Source organism: Stenotrophomonas sp. WZN-1, assembly GCF_002192255.1.
Lineage (GTDB): Bacteria > Pseudomonadota > Gammaproteobacteria > Xanthomonadales > Xanthomonadaceae > Stenotrophomonas.
Genome location: NZ_CP021768.1, coordinates 168,190 through 183,508 on the forward strand (window position 1 = coordinate 168,190; position 15,319 = coordinate 183,508).

Here is a 15,319-nt window from a genome sequence, read left to right on the forward strand (position 1 = left end):
TCGTCTCCCGTTGCGGGCAGCCAGGCCGCCCGCAGCGAAGGAAAGGCCAGTGCCACGTTCGCAGTCACGGCCGCTGCGGGAAGACGCCGAACAGGCAGATGCAGAAGTTCACGGTGAGATAGGGCTGCTGATTCGGGTGCGGTGCGGTGCCGCCCGTTATTCCGACCGTGTTGGGCGGAAAGATGCTGTTGGCGGTGGTGGTGGGGGTGAGGATCGACGCCCTTTCCGGCGTGATCAGCGCATCGTTGGCCGCGGGAACACCGCTGCGATGGGCCTTGTTGGGCTGGTTGTAGATGCGGGCTCCGTGCGAGTGCGCCGGCATTTCGGTGGAGAGCAGCGTCACCGTGTCCGACCCGAAGACCTCGCCCATGACGCGTGGCGTCAGGCCAGGTCCGCTGCCCTGTCCGCAGGCGGCATTGCCGGAGAAATCAGGCAGCTGGAAGTTGCTGGTTCCGTTGCCTCCAAACGTTACGCCAAGCAGCGAGAACAGCGCTGTGTTCTGCTGGATGGGAATCAGCTGGCCCTGGCACATGGCCCAGTTGTTGGGAGCGAAATTGAAGCCGAACATCTGGATTTCGCCGGTAAAGGGATCGCTCATGATGGAATCCTTGTAGCCGAACGGAGTAGGTCAGCCCTGCGAGGGGAAAACGCCGGCCCACGCGATGCAGTAGCGCGCGACCAGCGAAGGCATGGTGTTGTCGTGCGGCTGGTTGCCGCCGGCACTGCCCACCGCCGCAGGCGCGAGCAGGCCACCTGCGATGCCGGTGACACTGTCGGTGTATAGCGTCTCGCCACTGACCGCCCCCAACTGCAGGTTGGACGCCGGTGTCGCTGAACTGGCTACCGCATCGACGGCATTGAAGGCGTGCGTATGAGCGGGAAGGTGCGCGCTGGTCAACGTCACCGTCTCAGTGCCTGCGGCCTGCCCCATTACGTAGGTTCCCAACCCAAGGCCGGTGCCCTGGTGGATCGGTACGCGGCCTGAAAGATTGGGCAACTGGAACGTCACCGCGCCATCGCCGCCGTAGGTGGTGCCGATCAAGTTGTACAGCACTTCGTACTCTGAAATCTGCAATGTCTGGCCATTGCAGTCGAGCCATCCCACGGGCGCGAAGTTGTAGGGAAACAAGCGGATCTCGCCAACAAAGGGTTCGGACATGGCACGGGCTCCGGTCAGCTGCGCGAGGGGAATACGCCTTGCAGCGCAATGCAGAAATTGATTGCCAGGTACGGCTGCATATTGGAATGCGCCGCCGATTGGCCTGCAGGGTCGAGCGGTGCGAGTGCTACTGGAGTGCCGCCGGAAGGGCCATAGACATTCTGCGTTCCGGTGGCTCCCAGCAGTACGTTGCCGGCCGGAATCCGGGTACTGGCAGGGCTGGTCGTACCGTTGAAACTGTGGTTGTGCGCAGGCATCTGGGAAATGTTCAACACCACGCTTTCCGCGCCGCCGGGCTGGCCGATATCGCTGCCCGCGTTGCTGCCGACAGGCGTACGGCTACGCAGATCGGGTAACTGGAAATTGGTCGTTCCGTTACCGCCGTAGAACGTGCCCAGCAGCGAAAAAAGTGCCTGGTTCTGCGCGATGGGCATCAGCTGCCCATTGCAGAAGGCAAAGGTTCTTGGCGCGAACGCGAACGCCAAGGGCATTATCTGCCCGAGAAAGGGTTGCGACATACGTTTTCCCCTTGAGATTTAGTGCCGGCACGTGGCCCCCTGCCGGTCGCGGCACTCTTGCGCATTTACCGGGGTCTTGACAAGTGTCTTGTCATTTGTAAGAGAATATTGCGCAGCCGCCCGGAGGGGAGACCCGGGGGGAGCGATCGCCAGGCGCGGCAAGGGATTATCTGGCGGTGAAAACCGGAACCGCGGCCGCTCGTTCGCGAGCCACGGCAGCTTTCTCATCCGCGCCGGCAGGCGCATCGCCCATCGGGAAGATGGGCACCAGGGGGCAGGTCATGTGGCATGCGGAGTCGATGCATCGCGACGCGATGCGCCATGGGCTCGGCCGTGGTGTTTCCGGCCGTCTGGGAGCGTTCCTGCTGATGTGCCTGCTGCTGGTAGCACCAGGCCTCGTTCACGCAGCGTGCACCACCTTTACACCGACCAACGCCAGCGCGGGGTCGCCGATGGCCTCCGGCGGGACGATCACCATCGATGCAAGCACCTGCCAGGGCGCGCCAGGATTCGGTATCGGCAATGTGATCGGGGCCGCCGGCCATGGCACGGCCACCACCACCAATGGGGCTGCGTCTGAGATCACCTACAGCAACAACGGCGACGGCGCGACGACCGACACCTTCACCTTCGATGACGGCACGGGCTCCAACAACGTCAGCGTCACCGTGCACATCCAGGCCGCCACTTCGCCGATCACCATTTCGCCGCCTACCGTTCCCGGTGGAACGGTGGGCGTGCCATACGCCAGCACCAGCTTCAGTGCCAGCGGCGGTACCGCGCCCTACACATTCACGGTCCCGCCCGGCACGTTGCCCAGCGGCTTGACGCTGGTGGGCGGTGTCCTGTCGGGCACGCCGACCATGGAGGGTACGTTCTCGTTCTCGATCACCGCGACTGACAGTGCTGTTACGCCGCTCACCCGCGTCGCCAGCTATTCGATCACCATTGCGGCACCGACCATCAGCGTGACCAACACGCCGCCTGCTGCGGTCATCAATACGCCGTATTCCTTTACCCTTGCCGCCAGCGGTGGCAACGGGCCATACACCTACACGCTGGATGGAGGCACGACGCTGCCCACCGGCCTGGCGCTGGCCAGCAATGGCACGATCAGTGGTACGCCCACCGTGCTGGGCAACAAGAACTTCACCGTGCGCGTCACCGACAGCAGCACGCCCTCGCCCTTCTTCTCGGCCGCCAACCTGTCGATCAACGTGCAGAACGTGGTGCCGCCGGTCGCCAATCCGGTCAGTGCGACGGTTGCCTACGGCAGTGCCAGCAACCCGATCACCTTGAGCATCACCGGTGGCATCCCGGCATCGGTTGCGGTCGGTACGCAGGCCGCGCATGGCACTGCAATCGCCTCGGGAACGTCGATCACCTATACCCCCACGGCCGGCTACGCGGGGCCAGACAGCTTCACCTACACCGCCACCAATGCCGGTGGTACGTCGGCGCCGGCGACCGTGACGCTCACCGTCTCGCCGCCAACCGTCACCTACACCCCCACCAGCCCTCTTGCAGGCACCGTCGGCGCGGCGTACAGCCAGTCGCTGGCCGGCGCCAGCGGCGGCGCCACGCCATACAGCTATGTGCTCGCTTCCGGCAGCCTGCCGCCCGGCCTCAGCCTTGCCAGCAACGGCAGCCTGGCAGGTACGCCGACCGCCAATGGCAGCTTCAGCTTCAGCGTACGCGCCACCGACAGCAGCACCGGCACCGGACCGTTCAGCGCCACCAGCGGCACGCTGACACTGAACATCGCCGCCCCGGCGCTCACCTATGCGCCAGGCAACCCGACTGCTGCAACAGTCGGTGCCGCGTACAGCGGCTCGTTGGCCAGCGCAGGCGGAGGCACCGGGCCCTACACCTATTCGATTGCCTCGGGCAGTCTGCCGGTCGGCATCACCCTGGCCAGCAACGGCACCCTGGCAGGCACGCCGACCGCAGGCGGTACCTTCAACTTCACGGTGACCGCCACCGACAGCAGCGGAGGCACCGGACCCTTCAGTGCGACCAGCCCTGCGCTGGCGCTGACGGTGAACGCGCCGACGATCTCGATCGCGCCGATCACGCTGACCAACCCGACCGTGGGCTCGGCCTATTCGCAGACCGTAACCGCATCCGGCGGCACCAGCGGCTACAGTTACGCGGTGACCGCCGGTGCGCTGCCGCCTGGTCTGAGCCTGTCGAGCGGTGGTGCGATCACCGGCACGCCCACCAGCGGTGGCAGCTTCAACTTCACCCTGACCGCCACGGATAGCAGTGCGGGCACCGGGCCGTACACCGGCAGTCGTGCCTATACGCTCATCGTCAATGCGCCAACGTTGACGCTGTCACCGGCGTCGGGTGCCACGTTCAATGCAACGGCGGGTACTGCGCTGAGCGGCATGGGCTTCACCGCCGCCAACGGCACGGCGCCCTACAGCTATGCGATCACCTCGGGTGCCTTGCCGCCCGGCGTCAGCCTGGCGTCGAGCGGTGGCCTGTCAGGTACGCCGACCGCAGCCGGCAGCTTCAACTTCAGCGTGACGGCCACCGATGCGTCCAGCGGTACCGGTGCTCCGTTCTCCGTCACCGGCGGCTACACAATGGTGGTGGTTGCCCCGACCATCACGCTGGCACCGGCAACCCTGCCGGCAATGTCAGTGGGAACGGCCTTCAACCAGACCCTGGTTGCCAGCGGAGGCCAGCCGGCCTTCAGCTACGCCATCGTCGCAGGCGCGTTGCCCGCAGGCCTGTTGTTGAACACGGCCAGCGGGGTGATCAGTGGTACACCCACCCAGGCTGGCGCCTACAACGTCACCGTCAGGGCGACCGACAACGGTGGGTTCAGCGGCAACCAGCCTTACTCGGGTACCGTCGGTGGCGCGGTGGTGGTACTGCCGGCGGCGAGCCTGAGCAATGCCACTGCCGGCACTGCCTACAGCTACACGTTCTCCGCCAGTGGTGGCACGCCCGGCTACAACTACGTGCTGCAGACCGGTCTACTGCCCACGGGTGTCTCGCTGAGCAGCGCCGGCGTGCTGTCCGGCACGCCAACCCAGGCTGGCAACTTCACCTTCACCGTGCGGGCGACTGACAGTAGTACCGGTACCGGCGCACCGTTCAGCGCAAGCCAGTCCTATGCGCTGACCGTGAACGCGCCGACGATCTCGCTGACGCCGTCGACGCTGCCGGCCGCGACCGGCGGCACGGCTTACTCGCAGACGATCACTGCCAGCGGGGGCACCGGCAGCCATACCTTCAGCCTGTCTGCGGGCGCGTTGCCACCCGGTGTCGGCCTGACCAGCGGCGGCATCCTGTCGGGCACACCGACCACCGCAGGCAGCTACGCCTTCACGATCACGGCCACCGACAGCCTTGGCTTCACCGGCAGCCAGGCCTACAGCTTCACGGTCAATGCGCCGGCGATCACGCTCACGCCGGCCACGCTGCCTGCCGCAACCGGCAGCACCGCCTACAACCAGACACTGACGGCCAGCGGCGGCAACGGCGGCTACACCTTCAGCCTGAGCACCGGGGCGCTGCCACCGGGCATCGGGTTGAGCAGCGCCGGTGTGATCAGTGGCACGCCGACCACCACCGGCAGCTATACCTTCACCGTGCAGGCGACCGATGGCTTCGGCTTCAGCGGCAGTCAGGCCTACACGATGGCGGTGAATGCGCCGGCGATCGTCTTCGTCCAGACCACGCTGCCTGGCGGGCAGGTGGCGACCGCCTACAGCCAGACGCTGAGCGCCGGCGGCGGAAGTGGCAGCTTCACCTACAGCCTGAGCGCAGGCGCGTTGCCACCCGGCATCGCGTTGAGCAGTGCCGGTGCGCTCAGTGGCACGCCCACGACGGCGGGCAGCTACAGCTTCACCGTCACCGCGACCGATACCTTCGGCTTCACCGGAAGCCAGGCATTCACAGTGGGCATCAACCAGCCGGTGCCGGTGGTGGTCAATGATGCGGCCAGTACGCCGGCCAATGCGGCGGTGACCGTCAACGTCACCGCCAACGACACCGGGCCGATCACCAGCATCGCGATCGCACAGGCACCCACGCATGGCACGGCGGTGGCCAGCGGGTTGGACGTGGTGTACACCCCGGCCACCAGCTTCTTCGGCAGCGACAGCTTCACCTACACCGCCACCGGCCCGGGCGGTACTTCAACGGCAGCCACGGTGAGCATTACGGTCACCCCGCTGGCAGTACCGGTGGCCGCCGCGCACAGCGCCACGGTCCTGGCCGGACAGTCGGTCACCGTGCAGGCTGAAGCCGGGGCGCTCAATGGTCCATTCACCGCGGTCAGCATCACCCGCGCGCCCTCCTCGGGTACGGCCGTGGTGCAGGGCAACGGTATTGTCTATAGCGCCGATGCCGATGCCTCTGGCGTGGTCGATTTCGACTACACGCTCAGCAACCCGTTCGGTGCATCGGCACCGGCACGGATCAGCGTGAACGTCAATCCGCGCCCGGTGGCACCGGCACTGACCGCCTCGGCGATTGCCGGCACCGTGGTCAACGTGGACCTGACCACGACCGCACGCGGCGGACCGTTCACCGCCGCCAACGTGGTTTCGGTCTCGCCTGCCGAAGCGGGTACCGCCATCGTCTCCGCAAGCGGCACCGGCTACACGCTGGCCTTCACCGCAGCGGCGACGTTCGGGGGGGCGGTGCGCATCACCTATACGCTGAGCAATGCCTTCGCCACCTCGGCACCCGGCACGGTGGATGTGATGGTCAAGCCGCGTAGCGATCCTTCGCGCGATGCCGAAGTGCTGGGCGTGCTCGACGCACAGGTGGAAGGTGCGCGGCGCATGGCAATCGGCCAGATCGGCAACTTCCAGCGGCGCCTGGAAAGCCTGCGGGCCGGCGGCGGTCGCAGTGGCTTCAGCAACGGCATTACCTTCAGTTCGGCCAGCAGCCAGCGCCGTGCGCAGCCGACCGAACTGCTGCAGAAGGGCATCGGCGCCAGCGGCGAGGCGCTGTCGATGATTGAGGAACCGGCGCTGCAGGGTGATGCCGCGCCTGCGGCCACCTCGGCCGACGGCGTCGCGTTCTGGACCGGCGGTGCGGTGAACTTCGGCACGCTGAAGCCCGGTGCAGGCAGCAACGGCATCGACTTCACCACCTCCGGCGTCAGCCTGGGTGCGGACCGTCAGCTGGGTCCGTCGTTGAGCCTGGGTGCGGGCATCGGCTATGGCCATGACGCGTCGGATATCGGCCGCAATGGCAGCCGCAGCACGGTGGATGGCTACAGCATCGCCGGCTATGCCAGCTTCCATCCGGAAGGTGGGTTCTATGTGGATGGCCTGCTTGGCTATCAGTGGCTGAGTTTTGATGCGCGCCGCTTCATCACCGACAACGGCAATACCGCCTACGGCAGTCGCGACGGCACGCAGTGGTTCGCCTCGTTCTCCACCGGCTTCCAGCACCGCCTGGACAACCTGCTGCTGATACCTTACGGGCGCCTGGACCTGGCCCGCGCAACGCTGGATGGCTATCGCGAACGCGGTGATGCGGTGTACGCGCTCGACTATGAGAAGCAGACGGTGAACACCAGCACCGCCACCGCAGGTGTGCTGGCGCAATGGGCGGTGAAGCGCGACTACGGCATGTGGACGCCGCAGCTGCGCGCCGAGTTCGGCCATGACATGCAGGGCTCCAGCGAGGCCTTCATGCGCTATGCCGACCTGATGTCCGGCCCGGTCTATCGGGCCACCTTGGGCCGGCAGTCGCGCAACCACACGCTGCTGGGCGCGGGTATCGGCCTGCAGACGCTGAAGGGCTGGTCGCTGCGCGCCGAATACCAGAGCCAGTTCGACAGCAGCAGCCGCGACAACCAGGGCATCCAGATCAGCGTGCAGAAAACCCTGCCGCCGTGACGGTGCCCGCGGTGGCGACCGTCGTGCCGCCACCGCGCGCTGCAGCGCAACCCGGTACCCGTACAATCGCAGTCCCGCCAGGTGTGCTGACCGCACCTGGCGTGGACCTCGATTGGATGGAACAGGACAGGGAATGAAGATTCGCATCACAGGGATGGCACTGACGGTCGCATTGCTGGCCGCCTGCGGGCAGGCACCGACACCGGCCGCAGCACCGGCGGCACCGGCACCGACCACGGAAGCACCGGCCGCCACGGCCACGGAGGCCGGGAAGGAACCGTCCATCGAAGACGGCGTGGACCCCTCGGTGTGGGACAACGAAGGCGAACCGGAAGACCCGAGCGCCGGCGGCGAACTCACCTGCGCGGACAATCCGCTGGCGACCCACTTCTTCACCCTGGTCGGCGGCAACACCGTGGATGACTGCGGGCGCAAGGACCCGAAGGTGCTGGCCGCGTTCAACGCCCTGATGAAGAACACGGCGGCGGCCGAATCCGCCGACAAAGAGATTCCGTCGTTGCGCGAACGCCTGTTGAGCGGGCCCAGCGGGCCTGGCGAACTGGTGGTGCTGCAGGGCGGGCCGTGGTGGTTCTACACCGCCTGCCAGGCCCACGACTGCCCCGGCACCGCGTTGGCGATGCTGTATTCGCCCGATCAGTCGAAGATGGTCGGCCGCCTTACCGCGCGCTGCCGTGTGTGGTGGCTGGGCGAACCGACGGCGGAACAACGTGCGCAGATCGAACAGCGCCAGCCACTGCAGGATGCCGCGTTGAAGGAAGACAGCGCGCTCTGCGAGTGATGTGGCGCCCGCGTCACCCGTCCGGCCGCATGCGCGCGCTGGCCTGTGCGTTCATGGCCAGGCACGCCATGATCAGCCCTTCCATCACCCGGTCGCCCACGTACTCGGCCTCCGTGCCGTTCTGGCGCACGCGTTCGGCCGCCAGCAGCAGTTCCAGCGTCACGCGCTGGCTTGCCAGCGCGCAGTCCGCATCGGCCAGCGCCATGCAGCGGCCCGGCATCTGGTGACGCTCCGGCCAGGGCTGGCCGTCGGCGGCCGCGCCTTTGCCGATGCGGTGAAGCGTGGCGACGAAAGCATTCGGATCGTTCGCAGGCGCGTGTTCTGGCGGCTCACCGGCATTGGCGGGTGAGTGATGCGGGTGCAGGCGAGGGACGTCCGGAGTGGTCATGGCAGTGCTCCGTGCAGGACAGACGGAAGCCGCCACACAAAGGTGGCGGGCGGAGACGTGGCTCGAAAACCGGGCGCTTGTTGAAACCGGCAGGCACAAGGCCTCCACGCTCCGCCCGCCATAGCCGGCAGACGGATTGCCCGCCGGCGCCACGAGGGGTGACGCCGGCGGGCAAGCGTTGTCAAACAAGCGCACGGGTTTTCGAAGCCCGGCCATCTTTTTTCGATGGCATGTCATCTGTGCGCGTGCTGTTGCGCAGTGCCAATCAGAAGAGTTGCATTCAACGCTTGATCAAAGACGCTTTTGGCATTTTTGCATGCTGTTAAGCCGTCGCAGACGCAGGCGGCGCCAAGCCCTTACGCCGTCGAGGAATATGCGACAGCAGTCGTGGTTGGCGCCGTTGGACGCCGCACCGGCAATGGGCAAAACCGACACGATCGCATCGGCCGGTAGGCAGCGGGGGCGGAAGGCCAGGATCAGCAGCAGCAATGGCCGCAGTTCCGCATCATGCAGGTGAAAGCTGCCTCACCATGTCGGCGATGATCACGTGGATCAGTGTTCTCATGAAATGCACCTCGCCTTCCAGCGTTGGGCCGATGTCGGAACGGATCAACCATTGCTGGTTTTCCTGCAGCACTTCCGCGTAAAGCGACTGGGCTTCGCTCGCGATGCGGTCGATCTGATGGCGTAGCTGCCGGGTGGCAGCCGGCCTTCCCAGGCCCAGGGCTTCACCGGCGGAAACCAGATGCTCGAAACGAAGGTCGTGGAAGCGCGCGACACCGAGAATGGGCCACGACAGTTCCGAGCGTTCTGGCCAACGTGCGCCCTCGTCGGCATACGCGCGGGTCTCGTAACATGCGGTGGACAGCAGGTCGTAGTGGGGGGCCAATTCGATGCCTTTGTTGTCGACCAGGAAGCTCAGGTTCTTCAGGTGCGCATCGTTGTTGCCGGTGAGTACATTGAAGATCAACCAGTCGAACAGGCGGACGCGCGTCTTGAGCTTGCTTCTGCATTGCTCGACGATCACCTTCAGGGTGTCGATGCTGCCGAGCGTGTACTTGAACTGACGGTCGAGATTGAGCAGCTGGCAGGCGTCGATCGCGTGCCGGCGATGAATGGCGTCGGCGGTGATTTCGCGATCAAAGCGCTCGATGATGAAGACCGGCTCCGGTACGTAGCGGCGCTCGATCTTCGGCACCTGCAGCCCCATGCGCTGTGCAAGGCACATCACGAACCATTCGTTGGCCACGCTGTGCGGGTAACTGCTGCTGGTGCTGTCAGGCTTGAGGATGTGGGTCGAGGGCTCGGCGCCCAGAGGCTGGTAGAGTTCCTCCCCCACCTCGATGATGGCCAGCTTGTGCTGGGCACCTGCCAGTGACATGCGCTTGGCGGCACCGGCAGCAAGCGATGTACGTGGCAGCCCCTGGATACGCCTGGAGAGTTCCGTGTCGGTCAGCGGTTCACTGCCGCCGGGGAGCAGGTGCGTCCCGGGCGGCAGCAGCGTCAACGAGCCTGCCGATTCCGCGCCGTAGGCGGTCAGCAAGGCGAACGCATCGGCGCCATCCACCCTGGCATCGGTTGCCATCAGCGTGCGTTGTTGCTCTTCCGGCAGCAGATTGTCGAAATACCACTGCACCGGGCGCTGGCTGGAGCCGTCGGCGATGGCGGCCTCCTGCAGTGGCAATGCGGGTGCCAGCGGAAACCGATGTGGGTTGCCGAGCCACTCCGGCGCATAGGTGAAGCGCCACAGGTTTGCTGCCTCGGTCAGGCGGCCCACTGGCGCTTCATCGATGCTGACCTGCAGTTCGCGTGGTGGAAGCGGATAGTGCAGTCCAGGCAGGACGGTCGTTGTAATGACGTCCTTGAGGTCGATACGGGGGGCGCTCATGGCGCCTTCCCGTTGGCACGTTTGGCCAGCAGGGCCATCGCTTCGTCCGGCACGTCGATTTCGACATGCAGCCCCAGCTCGTCAAGCACGGTGAACAGCTTGCCCCATTGCACCGTGGTACCGCCGCGTTCGACCTTGGCCAGGAAATTCTCGCTGACCCCGATGCCTTCGGCGGTTGCATCCTGGCGCAGCCGCTGATGCTTGCGGGCGGCTCTCACCAATGGTCCCAAGGCCTCAGCCTTCTCAAGCCTGATCTTCAATGGGAGCTCCCCAGCAGAGCCTGACGCTCCGGATTCGACACATCGTCTATATCATACAATCCTCACTGCAGTGAGGATTTCTCGCGCTGGACTCGATATCCACGAGAATCCTTGAGTTCTTGAGGATTTTTATAGAAAAGAGCCGCATGCCATGAAATCCTCATCATCATAAGGATTTCTCTTTAATGATAGCCGGCTCGCTAGAAATCCTCATGAATACAAGGATTTTCGGCATGGAGTGCGATGCCCTTTCCGTCCATGGGCAGCGCCATGACGACGGGATTTCCGCGATGCGTGGGTCCAGGTGGGCCCGCCAGGAGCGTGCCCGGGAACCTCCGCCTGGAGCGCATGTTCAGGCTTGGTCGCATGCCGGCCACTACCAACCAGGGCCGCACGCAAAGCGCCCGCTACTTGCTCGCGCGCCGCGCGCCTTTCTCGTCTTCGTCCTTTGCATCGCCCCGGCTCTGCGCGAACTCCGGGAACGTCTTCGCGATCGAATCCTTGTCCGGAAGGATGTAGAACACACCGCCCTTCTCGAACGTGGGCTGCACGATCTGCTCGTAGAACGCGGGCGTGACGTTGATGCAGCCGTGCGTAACGCGGTTGTCGTCCGGCGAAGGTGATGCCAGCCGTTCGGCGCGCTTCTCTTTCGGGGTGCCTGGCGGAAGTGGGTGCATCGAGACGGCGGAATCGTAGTCCACCCACAACACGCGCCCGGCATCGTCGGAGGGGCCGTAGCCACCAATGAAGCGGCCGGCAGGCGTGGTGCGGTCGTGGCCAGGAATCGCACTCAGTGCGAGCTTGGCGACGCCCGGTGCGGAGTGATCGCCGATGGCCGAACCAAACAGCGCCGGTGCCGCGCCGCGCAGCTTGCCGTCGCCGCCGAAGACCAGAACCTGCGCCGCTGCCTTGTCCATGACCGCAAACGGATAGCCCTGGTTGTCCTTGCTGGCAACGACCCAGCCGGCCAGCGCGATCACTGTTTCGGACACGCTCTGGTCGGGCGGAAGTTCATCAACGGCGGCCGCCGGTGGTGCAGGTGCGTCCTTGTCCCTGGCGTTGGCTACGCCGCTGCAAGCAACGGCCAGTGCCATGGCCAGTGCGGCATGGAGGGCGCGGCGTGCAGGGGAGGAGGAGGTACGAATGGGACGGCTCCTTGCAATGCAATTTTGGGTGGAAGGATGCCAGTGGCCGGCGAAGGCCACTGGGTCCCGATACACCCGATACAGAGGTGGATCAATTCAAACGGTGAGGGAGCGATTACCCGCGCGGCTTGCGGCCGGCAGGTGCCCTTTCAAGCTGCTGCACGCGACCTTCGATCTGGTCCAGACGCTGGTTGGCCTGCTGTGCCGACTGGTTGGCCGACTCCGCGCTCTGCGCAGCACCCTGCACCTTTACATCGAGCTGATCGAGACGCGAGTTGATCGTTGCAAACTCGTTCTTGTAAGAGGCGCAGGCGCCAAGGCTGACGGTGGCGATAAGTGCTACCGCAAGTGCGCGGGCCGTCTTCATGTGTTGCGGGTTCAGGTTCATTGCATTCCCTCCTTCGTCTGGGGAAGCTGGAATATAGCGGCGTTTGTTCCCGCAGCTACCAAGCGCTTTCAGCTGGAATTTGAATACGTGGATGCACTGTGAAGCCCGCTTCTGACCCAGGCTTAACAAGCGGGATCAGGCGAGCTGAACTGCGTCGGCGGAACGCCTTGCGCCTGTTCAACATCGCCAATTCATCAGTATGAAGCCGCTGTCACGGCACTTGCGTATCCGCGCCATTTCCAGCGGTGCAGGCGGGCTTCCATCCACTCGCCTCAAACACGGTCGCGGCGGTGTCGGGGCGTACATCCAGCAGCGTGGCGATGGCCCTGGTCCGGTCTGGCGCGCGGGAAACATAGTCGCGGGCGATGCGGTAGCCGATCCAGTAACCGAGGTCGCCGCGCCGTGCCTCATCGCCGGGACCGTTGTACAGCCACTTCGAAAGATCAGTGCCTGTGCTGTCCTGTACGAACGCGCGCTCCAGCGCACATTCGCGGCCTTGCGTCCAACGACGCAGATGCGCGTTGGCCGGTTGCCCCGAGATCAGTTCGCCCACGTACTCGGCGCCGCCTTCAAGCAGCGTCTGATAGAGCAGGGTGGGCTGCGCAACATCGACGCTCGCACCGGGCTGTTGCACATGCACGTACTCATGGGCGATCAGGTGCACGAAACGATCGCCGACGTCGTGCTGCATCCAGTCGGCGTTGCACAGTGCTTCCAGTCCGATCACCACACCGTCGAGCGTGGTGACACCGCCACTGTTGCCCCGCCCGACCAGTACGGTGACCGGAGGAAAACGTGCAGAAGGGAGCAGCGTGCCCAACCGATCAAGTGCATTGGCAACCCGCGTGCGGACCGCCGGCAATGCCGCTGCACAGGTGCGCGCCTTGGCGAACAACGCCGGCTTGTCCTGGATGGTCCTGGCCAAACGCTCCATCGAACCGATGCGGCTATCGGCGAAGCTGCGCAATGCTTCCGTGCCGGTGTCCAGGTAGCCGCGCTGCAGATCTTCGGCACTCGGTTTTCCTCCACTGGCATCCAGCACGTTGAAGAAACGCGCGACATCGTCTGTCTGTACCACGATGCGTGCAGAAGGTTGGGCGCGCTCGGCCGCGTTGGCGGGCAGCAGCATCATCGGCAGGACGACGAGCAGCAGCACCCGCACTGCGCGGCGCGCTTGGGGCGGAAACAGCAGTGATGCGACGGGCACGTGCGGCATATGGAGTTCCCTGAACGCCAGCCTTATTTATACACCAGTCAGTTCAATATTCAGGGTTGATTAGACCCCCTAACGGATAATTCACACCTGTCGACCGCCTCTTCTCTCCCCCCCTTCCGGGAGGCGGCCGACGAAACCAAAATAATTAAAGGTGTGTCCCGATGAACAAGAATTCGCTGCTCGCCCTGAGTCTTCTGGCTGCTCTGCCGTTCGCTGCATCGGCAACCGACGGCCTGTCGTACAACTACGTTGAAGGCGGCTACGTGAACACCGATGCCAAGGGCGGCGACGCCGATGGCTGGAAGGTGAAGGGTTCCGTGGCGGTGCACCCGAACTTCCACATCTTCGGCGACTACAGCGCGCAGGAGACCGACAAGTTCAAGAATGACGTCGACCAGTGGCGCATCGGTGCCGGCTACAACTACGGCATCGCACCGAACACCGACCTGGTGGCCCGCGTCGCGTACCAGAAGTTCGACATGAAGCATGGCCTGGACTTCAACGGCTACTCGACCGAAGTCGGCGTGCGCACCGCGTTCAACCCGTACGTGGAAGGCTACGTGATGGCCGGCTACGAGGACTACACCAAGAAGCACGGCATCAACCCGGACGGCGAGTTCTACGGCCGCGTCGGCGCCACCGCCAAGTTCAACCAGAACTGGGGCCTGAGTGGCGAAGTGAAGCTGGCCAAGGCCGGCGACCGCGAGTGGTTCGTGGGCCCGCGCTTCACCTGGTAACAAACGCCTGTCGTTAGTGCGTGTTGTGCTGGCGTGTGACTCTCTCTCTCTCCCACACGCCAACCGAAGCCCGGCCTCGCGCCGGGCTTCACTTTTATGGGCCGCGTGGCGCGACAATGCGGCATGGGCGACCCTTGCTCTCTCGCAGGTACCGGCACGACCTACCAGGAGCATCTGGCACCCGCCCCGCTGCGTGGCCGCTTCGGCCAGCTGTGGCAGAGCCAGCTCCCTGACGATGCTGACGGGCACATCACCGTGCTGCCCGATGGCTGCGTGGACATCCTTTGGCGCGATGGTGCGCTGTTTGTCGTCGGCCCTGACCGGGTAGCCGCACATCCGGTGCTGGCAGCGGGCGCGCAGGTGCTGGGGGCGCGCTTCCGGCCCGGGCAGGCGGTGGCCGCGCTGGGCCTGCCATTGGCTGAGATCATCGGCCAGGCGGTGCCGTTGGCTGATCTGAAGGGACGATGGGCGGCAGAGGCTGCGGCCTCCATCGGCGACACCGCGCCTGCGCAGCGCCTGCAGCGGATGGCGCACTGCCTGCAGCCGCACCTCGGGGACGCGGCGCTCGACAGCCGGTCACAGCGGGCGCACGTCCTGTTCCAGGCGCTTGCCAGGGGGCATGCCACGCTGGATGAGCTCGCGGCACGCCTGAGCCTGAGTCCACGCAGCCTGCGGCGCTTCAGCCAGGTGCAGTTCGGCTACGGGGCCAAGACGCTGGAGCGGATCCTGCGCCTGCAACGCTTCCTGCGCCGCAGCCGCGCGCTGCCGCAGCACTCGTTGGCGATGCTGGCCGCCGAGGCTGGCTATGCCGACCAGGCCCATCTCAGCCGCGAAGCACGTGAACTGGGTGGCATGACCGCACGCGAACTGCGCCGGGAGTGGGGCCAATGATGGCCGTTTCGTTCAAGACCGCGGTGCCGCGCTGACCGAAGCTGGGGTTCCATCCAC

At 65.3% G+C, this 15,319-nt stretch carries 13 protein-coding genes; 4 read left to right on the forward strand and 9 right to left on the reverse strand.

The window, feature by feature from the left end; translation table 11 throughout:
* Nucleotides 1–64 precede the first annotated feature (64 nt).
* The 3 genes from CCR98_RS00745 to CCR98_RS00755 are packed head-to-tail and all read right to left on the reverse strand — an operon-like array spanning nt 65 to nt 1,677.
* The gene (locus CCR98_RS00745; RefSeq protein WP_087921135.1) at nt 65–598 is read right to left on the reverse strand and encodes a tail fiber protein; all 534 of its coding nucleotides are present in this window, start codon (nt 596–598) and stop codon (nt 65–67) included.
* Between the two features lie 30 nt (nt 599–628).
* A complete protein-coding gene (locus tag CCR98_RS00750) occupies nt 629–1,159 on the reverse strand; it encodes a tail fiber protein (RefSeq protein WP_087921136.1) in 531 nt (176 codons plus the stop codon).
* 14 nt (nt 1,160–1,173) lie between these two features.
* On the reverse strand, nt 1,174–1,677 hold the full coding sequence (locus CCR98_RS00755) for a tail fiber protein (protein WP_087921137.1): 504 nt from the start codon (nt 1,675–1,677) through the stop codon (nt 1,174–1,176).
* A 299-nt stretch (nt 1,678–1,976) separates the two neighbouring features.
* Here CCR98_RS00755 and CCR98_RS00760 point away from each other — a divergent pair, with 299 nt between their 5' ends.
* Both CCR98_RS00760 and CCR98_RS00765 read left to right on the forward strand, forming a co-directional pair.
* Complete coding sequence (locus CCR98_RS00760; RefSeq protein ID WP_232463070.1) at nt 1,977–7,550, forward strand: putative Ig domain-containing protein; 5,574 nt, start codon at nt 1,977–1,979, stop codon at nt 7,548–7,550.
* A gap of 133 nt (nt 7,551–7,683) precedes the next feature.
* Nucleotides 7,684–8,349 (forward strand): Ivy family c-type lysozyme inhibitor, encoded by a 666-nt coding sequence (locus tag CCR98_RS00765; protein WP_087921139.1) that lies wholly within the window; start codon nt 7,684–7,686, stop codon nt 8,347–8,349.
* A gap of 13 nt (nt 8,350–8,362) precedes the next feature.
* Here CCR98_RS00765 and CCR98_RS00770 read toward each other — a convergent pair whose 3' ends face one another.
* The 6 genes from CCR98_RS00770 to CCR98_RS00795 form a co-directional block, all read right to left on the reverse strand.
* Nucleotides 8,363–8,737, reverse strand: coding sequence for a hypothetical protein (locus CCR98_RS00770; RefSeq protein WP_087921140.1), 375 nt, complete (start codon nt 8,735–8,737; stop codon nt 8,363–8,365).
* Nucleotides 8,738–9,242: 505 nt separating this feature from the next.
* Nucleotides 9,243–10,625 carry a HipA domain-containing protein gene (locus CCR98_RS00775; RefSeq protein WP_087921141.1) on the reverse strand — a complete coding sequence of 461 codons (1,383 nt, stop codon included), beginning with the start codon at nt 10,623–10,625 and terminating at the stop codon, nt 9,243–9,245.
* Nucleotides 10,622–10,885 carry a helix-turn-helix domain-containing protein gene (locus tag CCR98_RS00780; RefSeq protein WP_087921142.1) on the reverse strand — a complete coding sequence of 88 codons (264 nt, stop codon included), beginning with the start codon at nt 10,883–10,885 and terminating at the stop codon, nt 10,622–10,624. Before CCR98_RS00780 ends, CCR98_RS00775 begins: the two co-directional genes overlap by 4 nt.
* Before the next feature lie 407 nt (nt 10,886–11,292).
* Complete coding sequence (locus tag CCR98_RS00785; protein WP_087921143.1) at nt 11,293–11,979, reverse strand: hypothetical protein; 687 nt, start codon at nt 11,977–11,979, stop codon at nt 11,293–11,295.
* A 166-nt stretch (nt 11,980–12,145) separates the two neighbouring features.
* Complete coding sequence (locus tag CCR98_RS00790) at nt 12,146–12,418, reverse strand: hypothetical protein (RefSeq protein ID WP_010487149.1); 273 nt, start codon at nt 12,416–12,418, stop codon at nt 12,146–12,148.
* Nucleotides 12,419–12,629: 211 nt separating this feature from the next.
* Entirely contained in the window at nt 12,630–13,634 is a 1,005-nt protein-coding gene (locus CCR98_RS00795) for a DUF2268 domain-containing putative Zn-dependent protease (RefSeq protein ID WP_232463072.1), read from the reverse strand.
* Between the two features lie 161 nt (nt 13,635–13,795).
* On the opposite strand from CCR98_RS00795, the gene CCR98_RS00800 reads away from it, so the two are divergent.
* Nucleotides 13,796–14,371 carry an Ax21 family protein gene (locus tag CCR98_RS00800; RefSeq protein ID WP_087921144.1) on the forward strand — a complete coding sequence of 192 codons (576 nt, stop codon included), beginning with the start codon at nt 13,796–13,798 and terminating at the stop codon, nt 14,369–14,371.
* Nucleotides 14,372–14,494: 123 nt separating this feature from the next.
* Complete coding sequence (locus CCR98_RS00805; RefSeq protein ID WP_087921145.1) at nt 14,495–15,262, forward strand: DUF6597 domain-containing transcriptional factor; 768 nt, start codon at nt 14,495–14,497, stop codon at nt 15,260–15,262.
* The last annotated feature ends 57 nt before the right edge of the window (nt 15,263–15,319 follow it).

Coding starts and splice junctions, on each gene's coding strand:
- CCR98_RS00760 (WP_232463070.1), top strand. CDS start 1,977: ATGCATCGCGACGCGATGCGCCATGGGCTCGGCCGTGGTGTTTCCGGC.
- CCR98_RS00790 (WP_010487149.1), bottom strand. CDS start 12,418: ATGAACCTGAACCCGCAACACATGAAGACGGCCCGCGCACTTGCGGTA.
- CCR98_RS00765 (WP_087921139.1), top strand. CDS start 7,684: ATGAAGATTCGCATCACAGGGATGGCACTGACGGTCGCATTGCTGGCC.
- CCR98_RS00775 (WP_087921141.1), bottom strand. CDS start 10,625: ATGAGCGCCCCCCGTATCGACCTCAAGGACGTCATTACAACGACCGTC.
- CCR98_RS00800 (WP_087921144.1), top strand. CDS start 13,796: ATGAACAAGAATTCGCTGCTCGCCCTGAGTCTTCTGGCTGCTCTGCCG.
- CCR98_RS00795 (WP_232463072.1), bottom strand. CDS start 13,634: ATGCCGCACGTGCCCGTCGCATCACTGCTGTTTCCGCCCCAAGCGCGC.
- CCR98_RS00805 (WP_087921145.1), top strand. CDS start 14,495: ATGGGCGACCCTTGCTCTCTCGCAGGTACCGGCACGACCTACCAGGAG.
- CCR98_RS00785 (WP_087921143.1), bottom strand. CDS start 11,979: ATGGCACTGGCCGTTGCTTGCAGCGGCGTAGCCAACGCCAGGGACAAG.
- CCR98_RS00770 (WP_087921140.1), bottom strand. CDS start 8,737: ATGACCACTCCGGACGTCCCTCGCCTGCACCCGCATCACTCACCCGCC.
- CCR98_RS00755 (WP_087921137.1), bottom strand. CDS start 1,677: ATGTCGCAACCCTTTCTCGGGCAGATAATGCCCTTGGCGTTCGCGTTC.
- CCR98_RS00745 (WP_087921135.1), bottom strand. CDS start 598: ATGAGCGATCCCTTTACCGGCGAAATCCAGATGTTCGGCTTCAATTTC.
- CCR98_RS00750 (WP_087921136.1), bottom strand. CDS start 1,159: ATGTCCGAACCCTTTGTTGGCGAGATCCGCTTGTTTCCCTACAACTTC.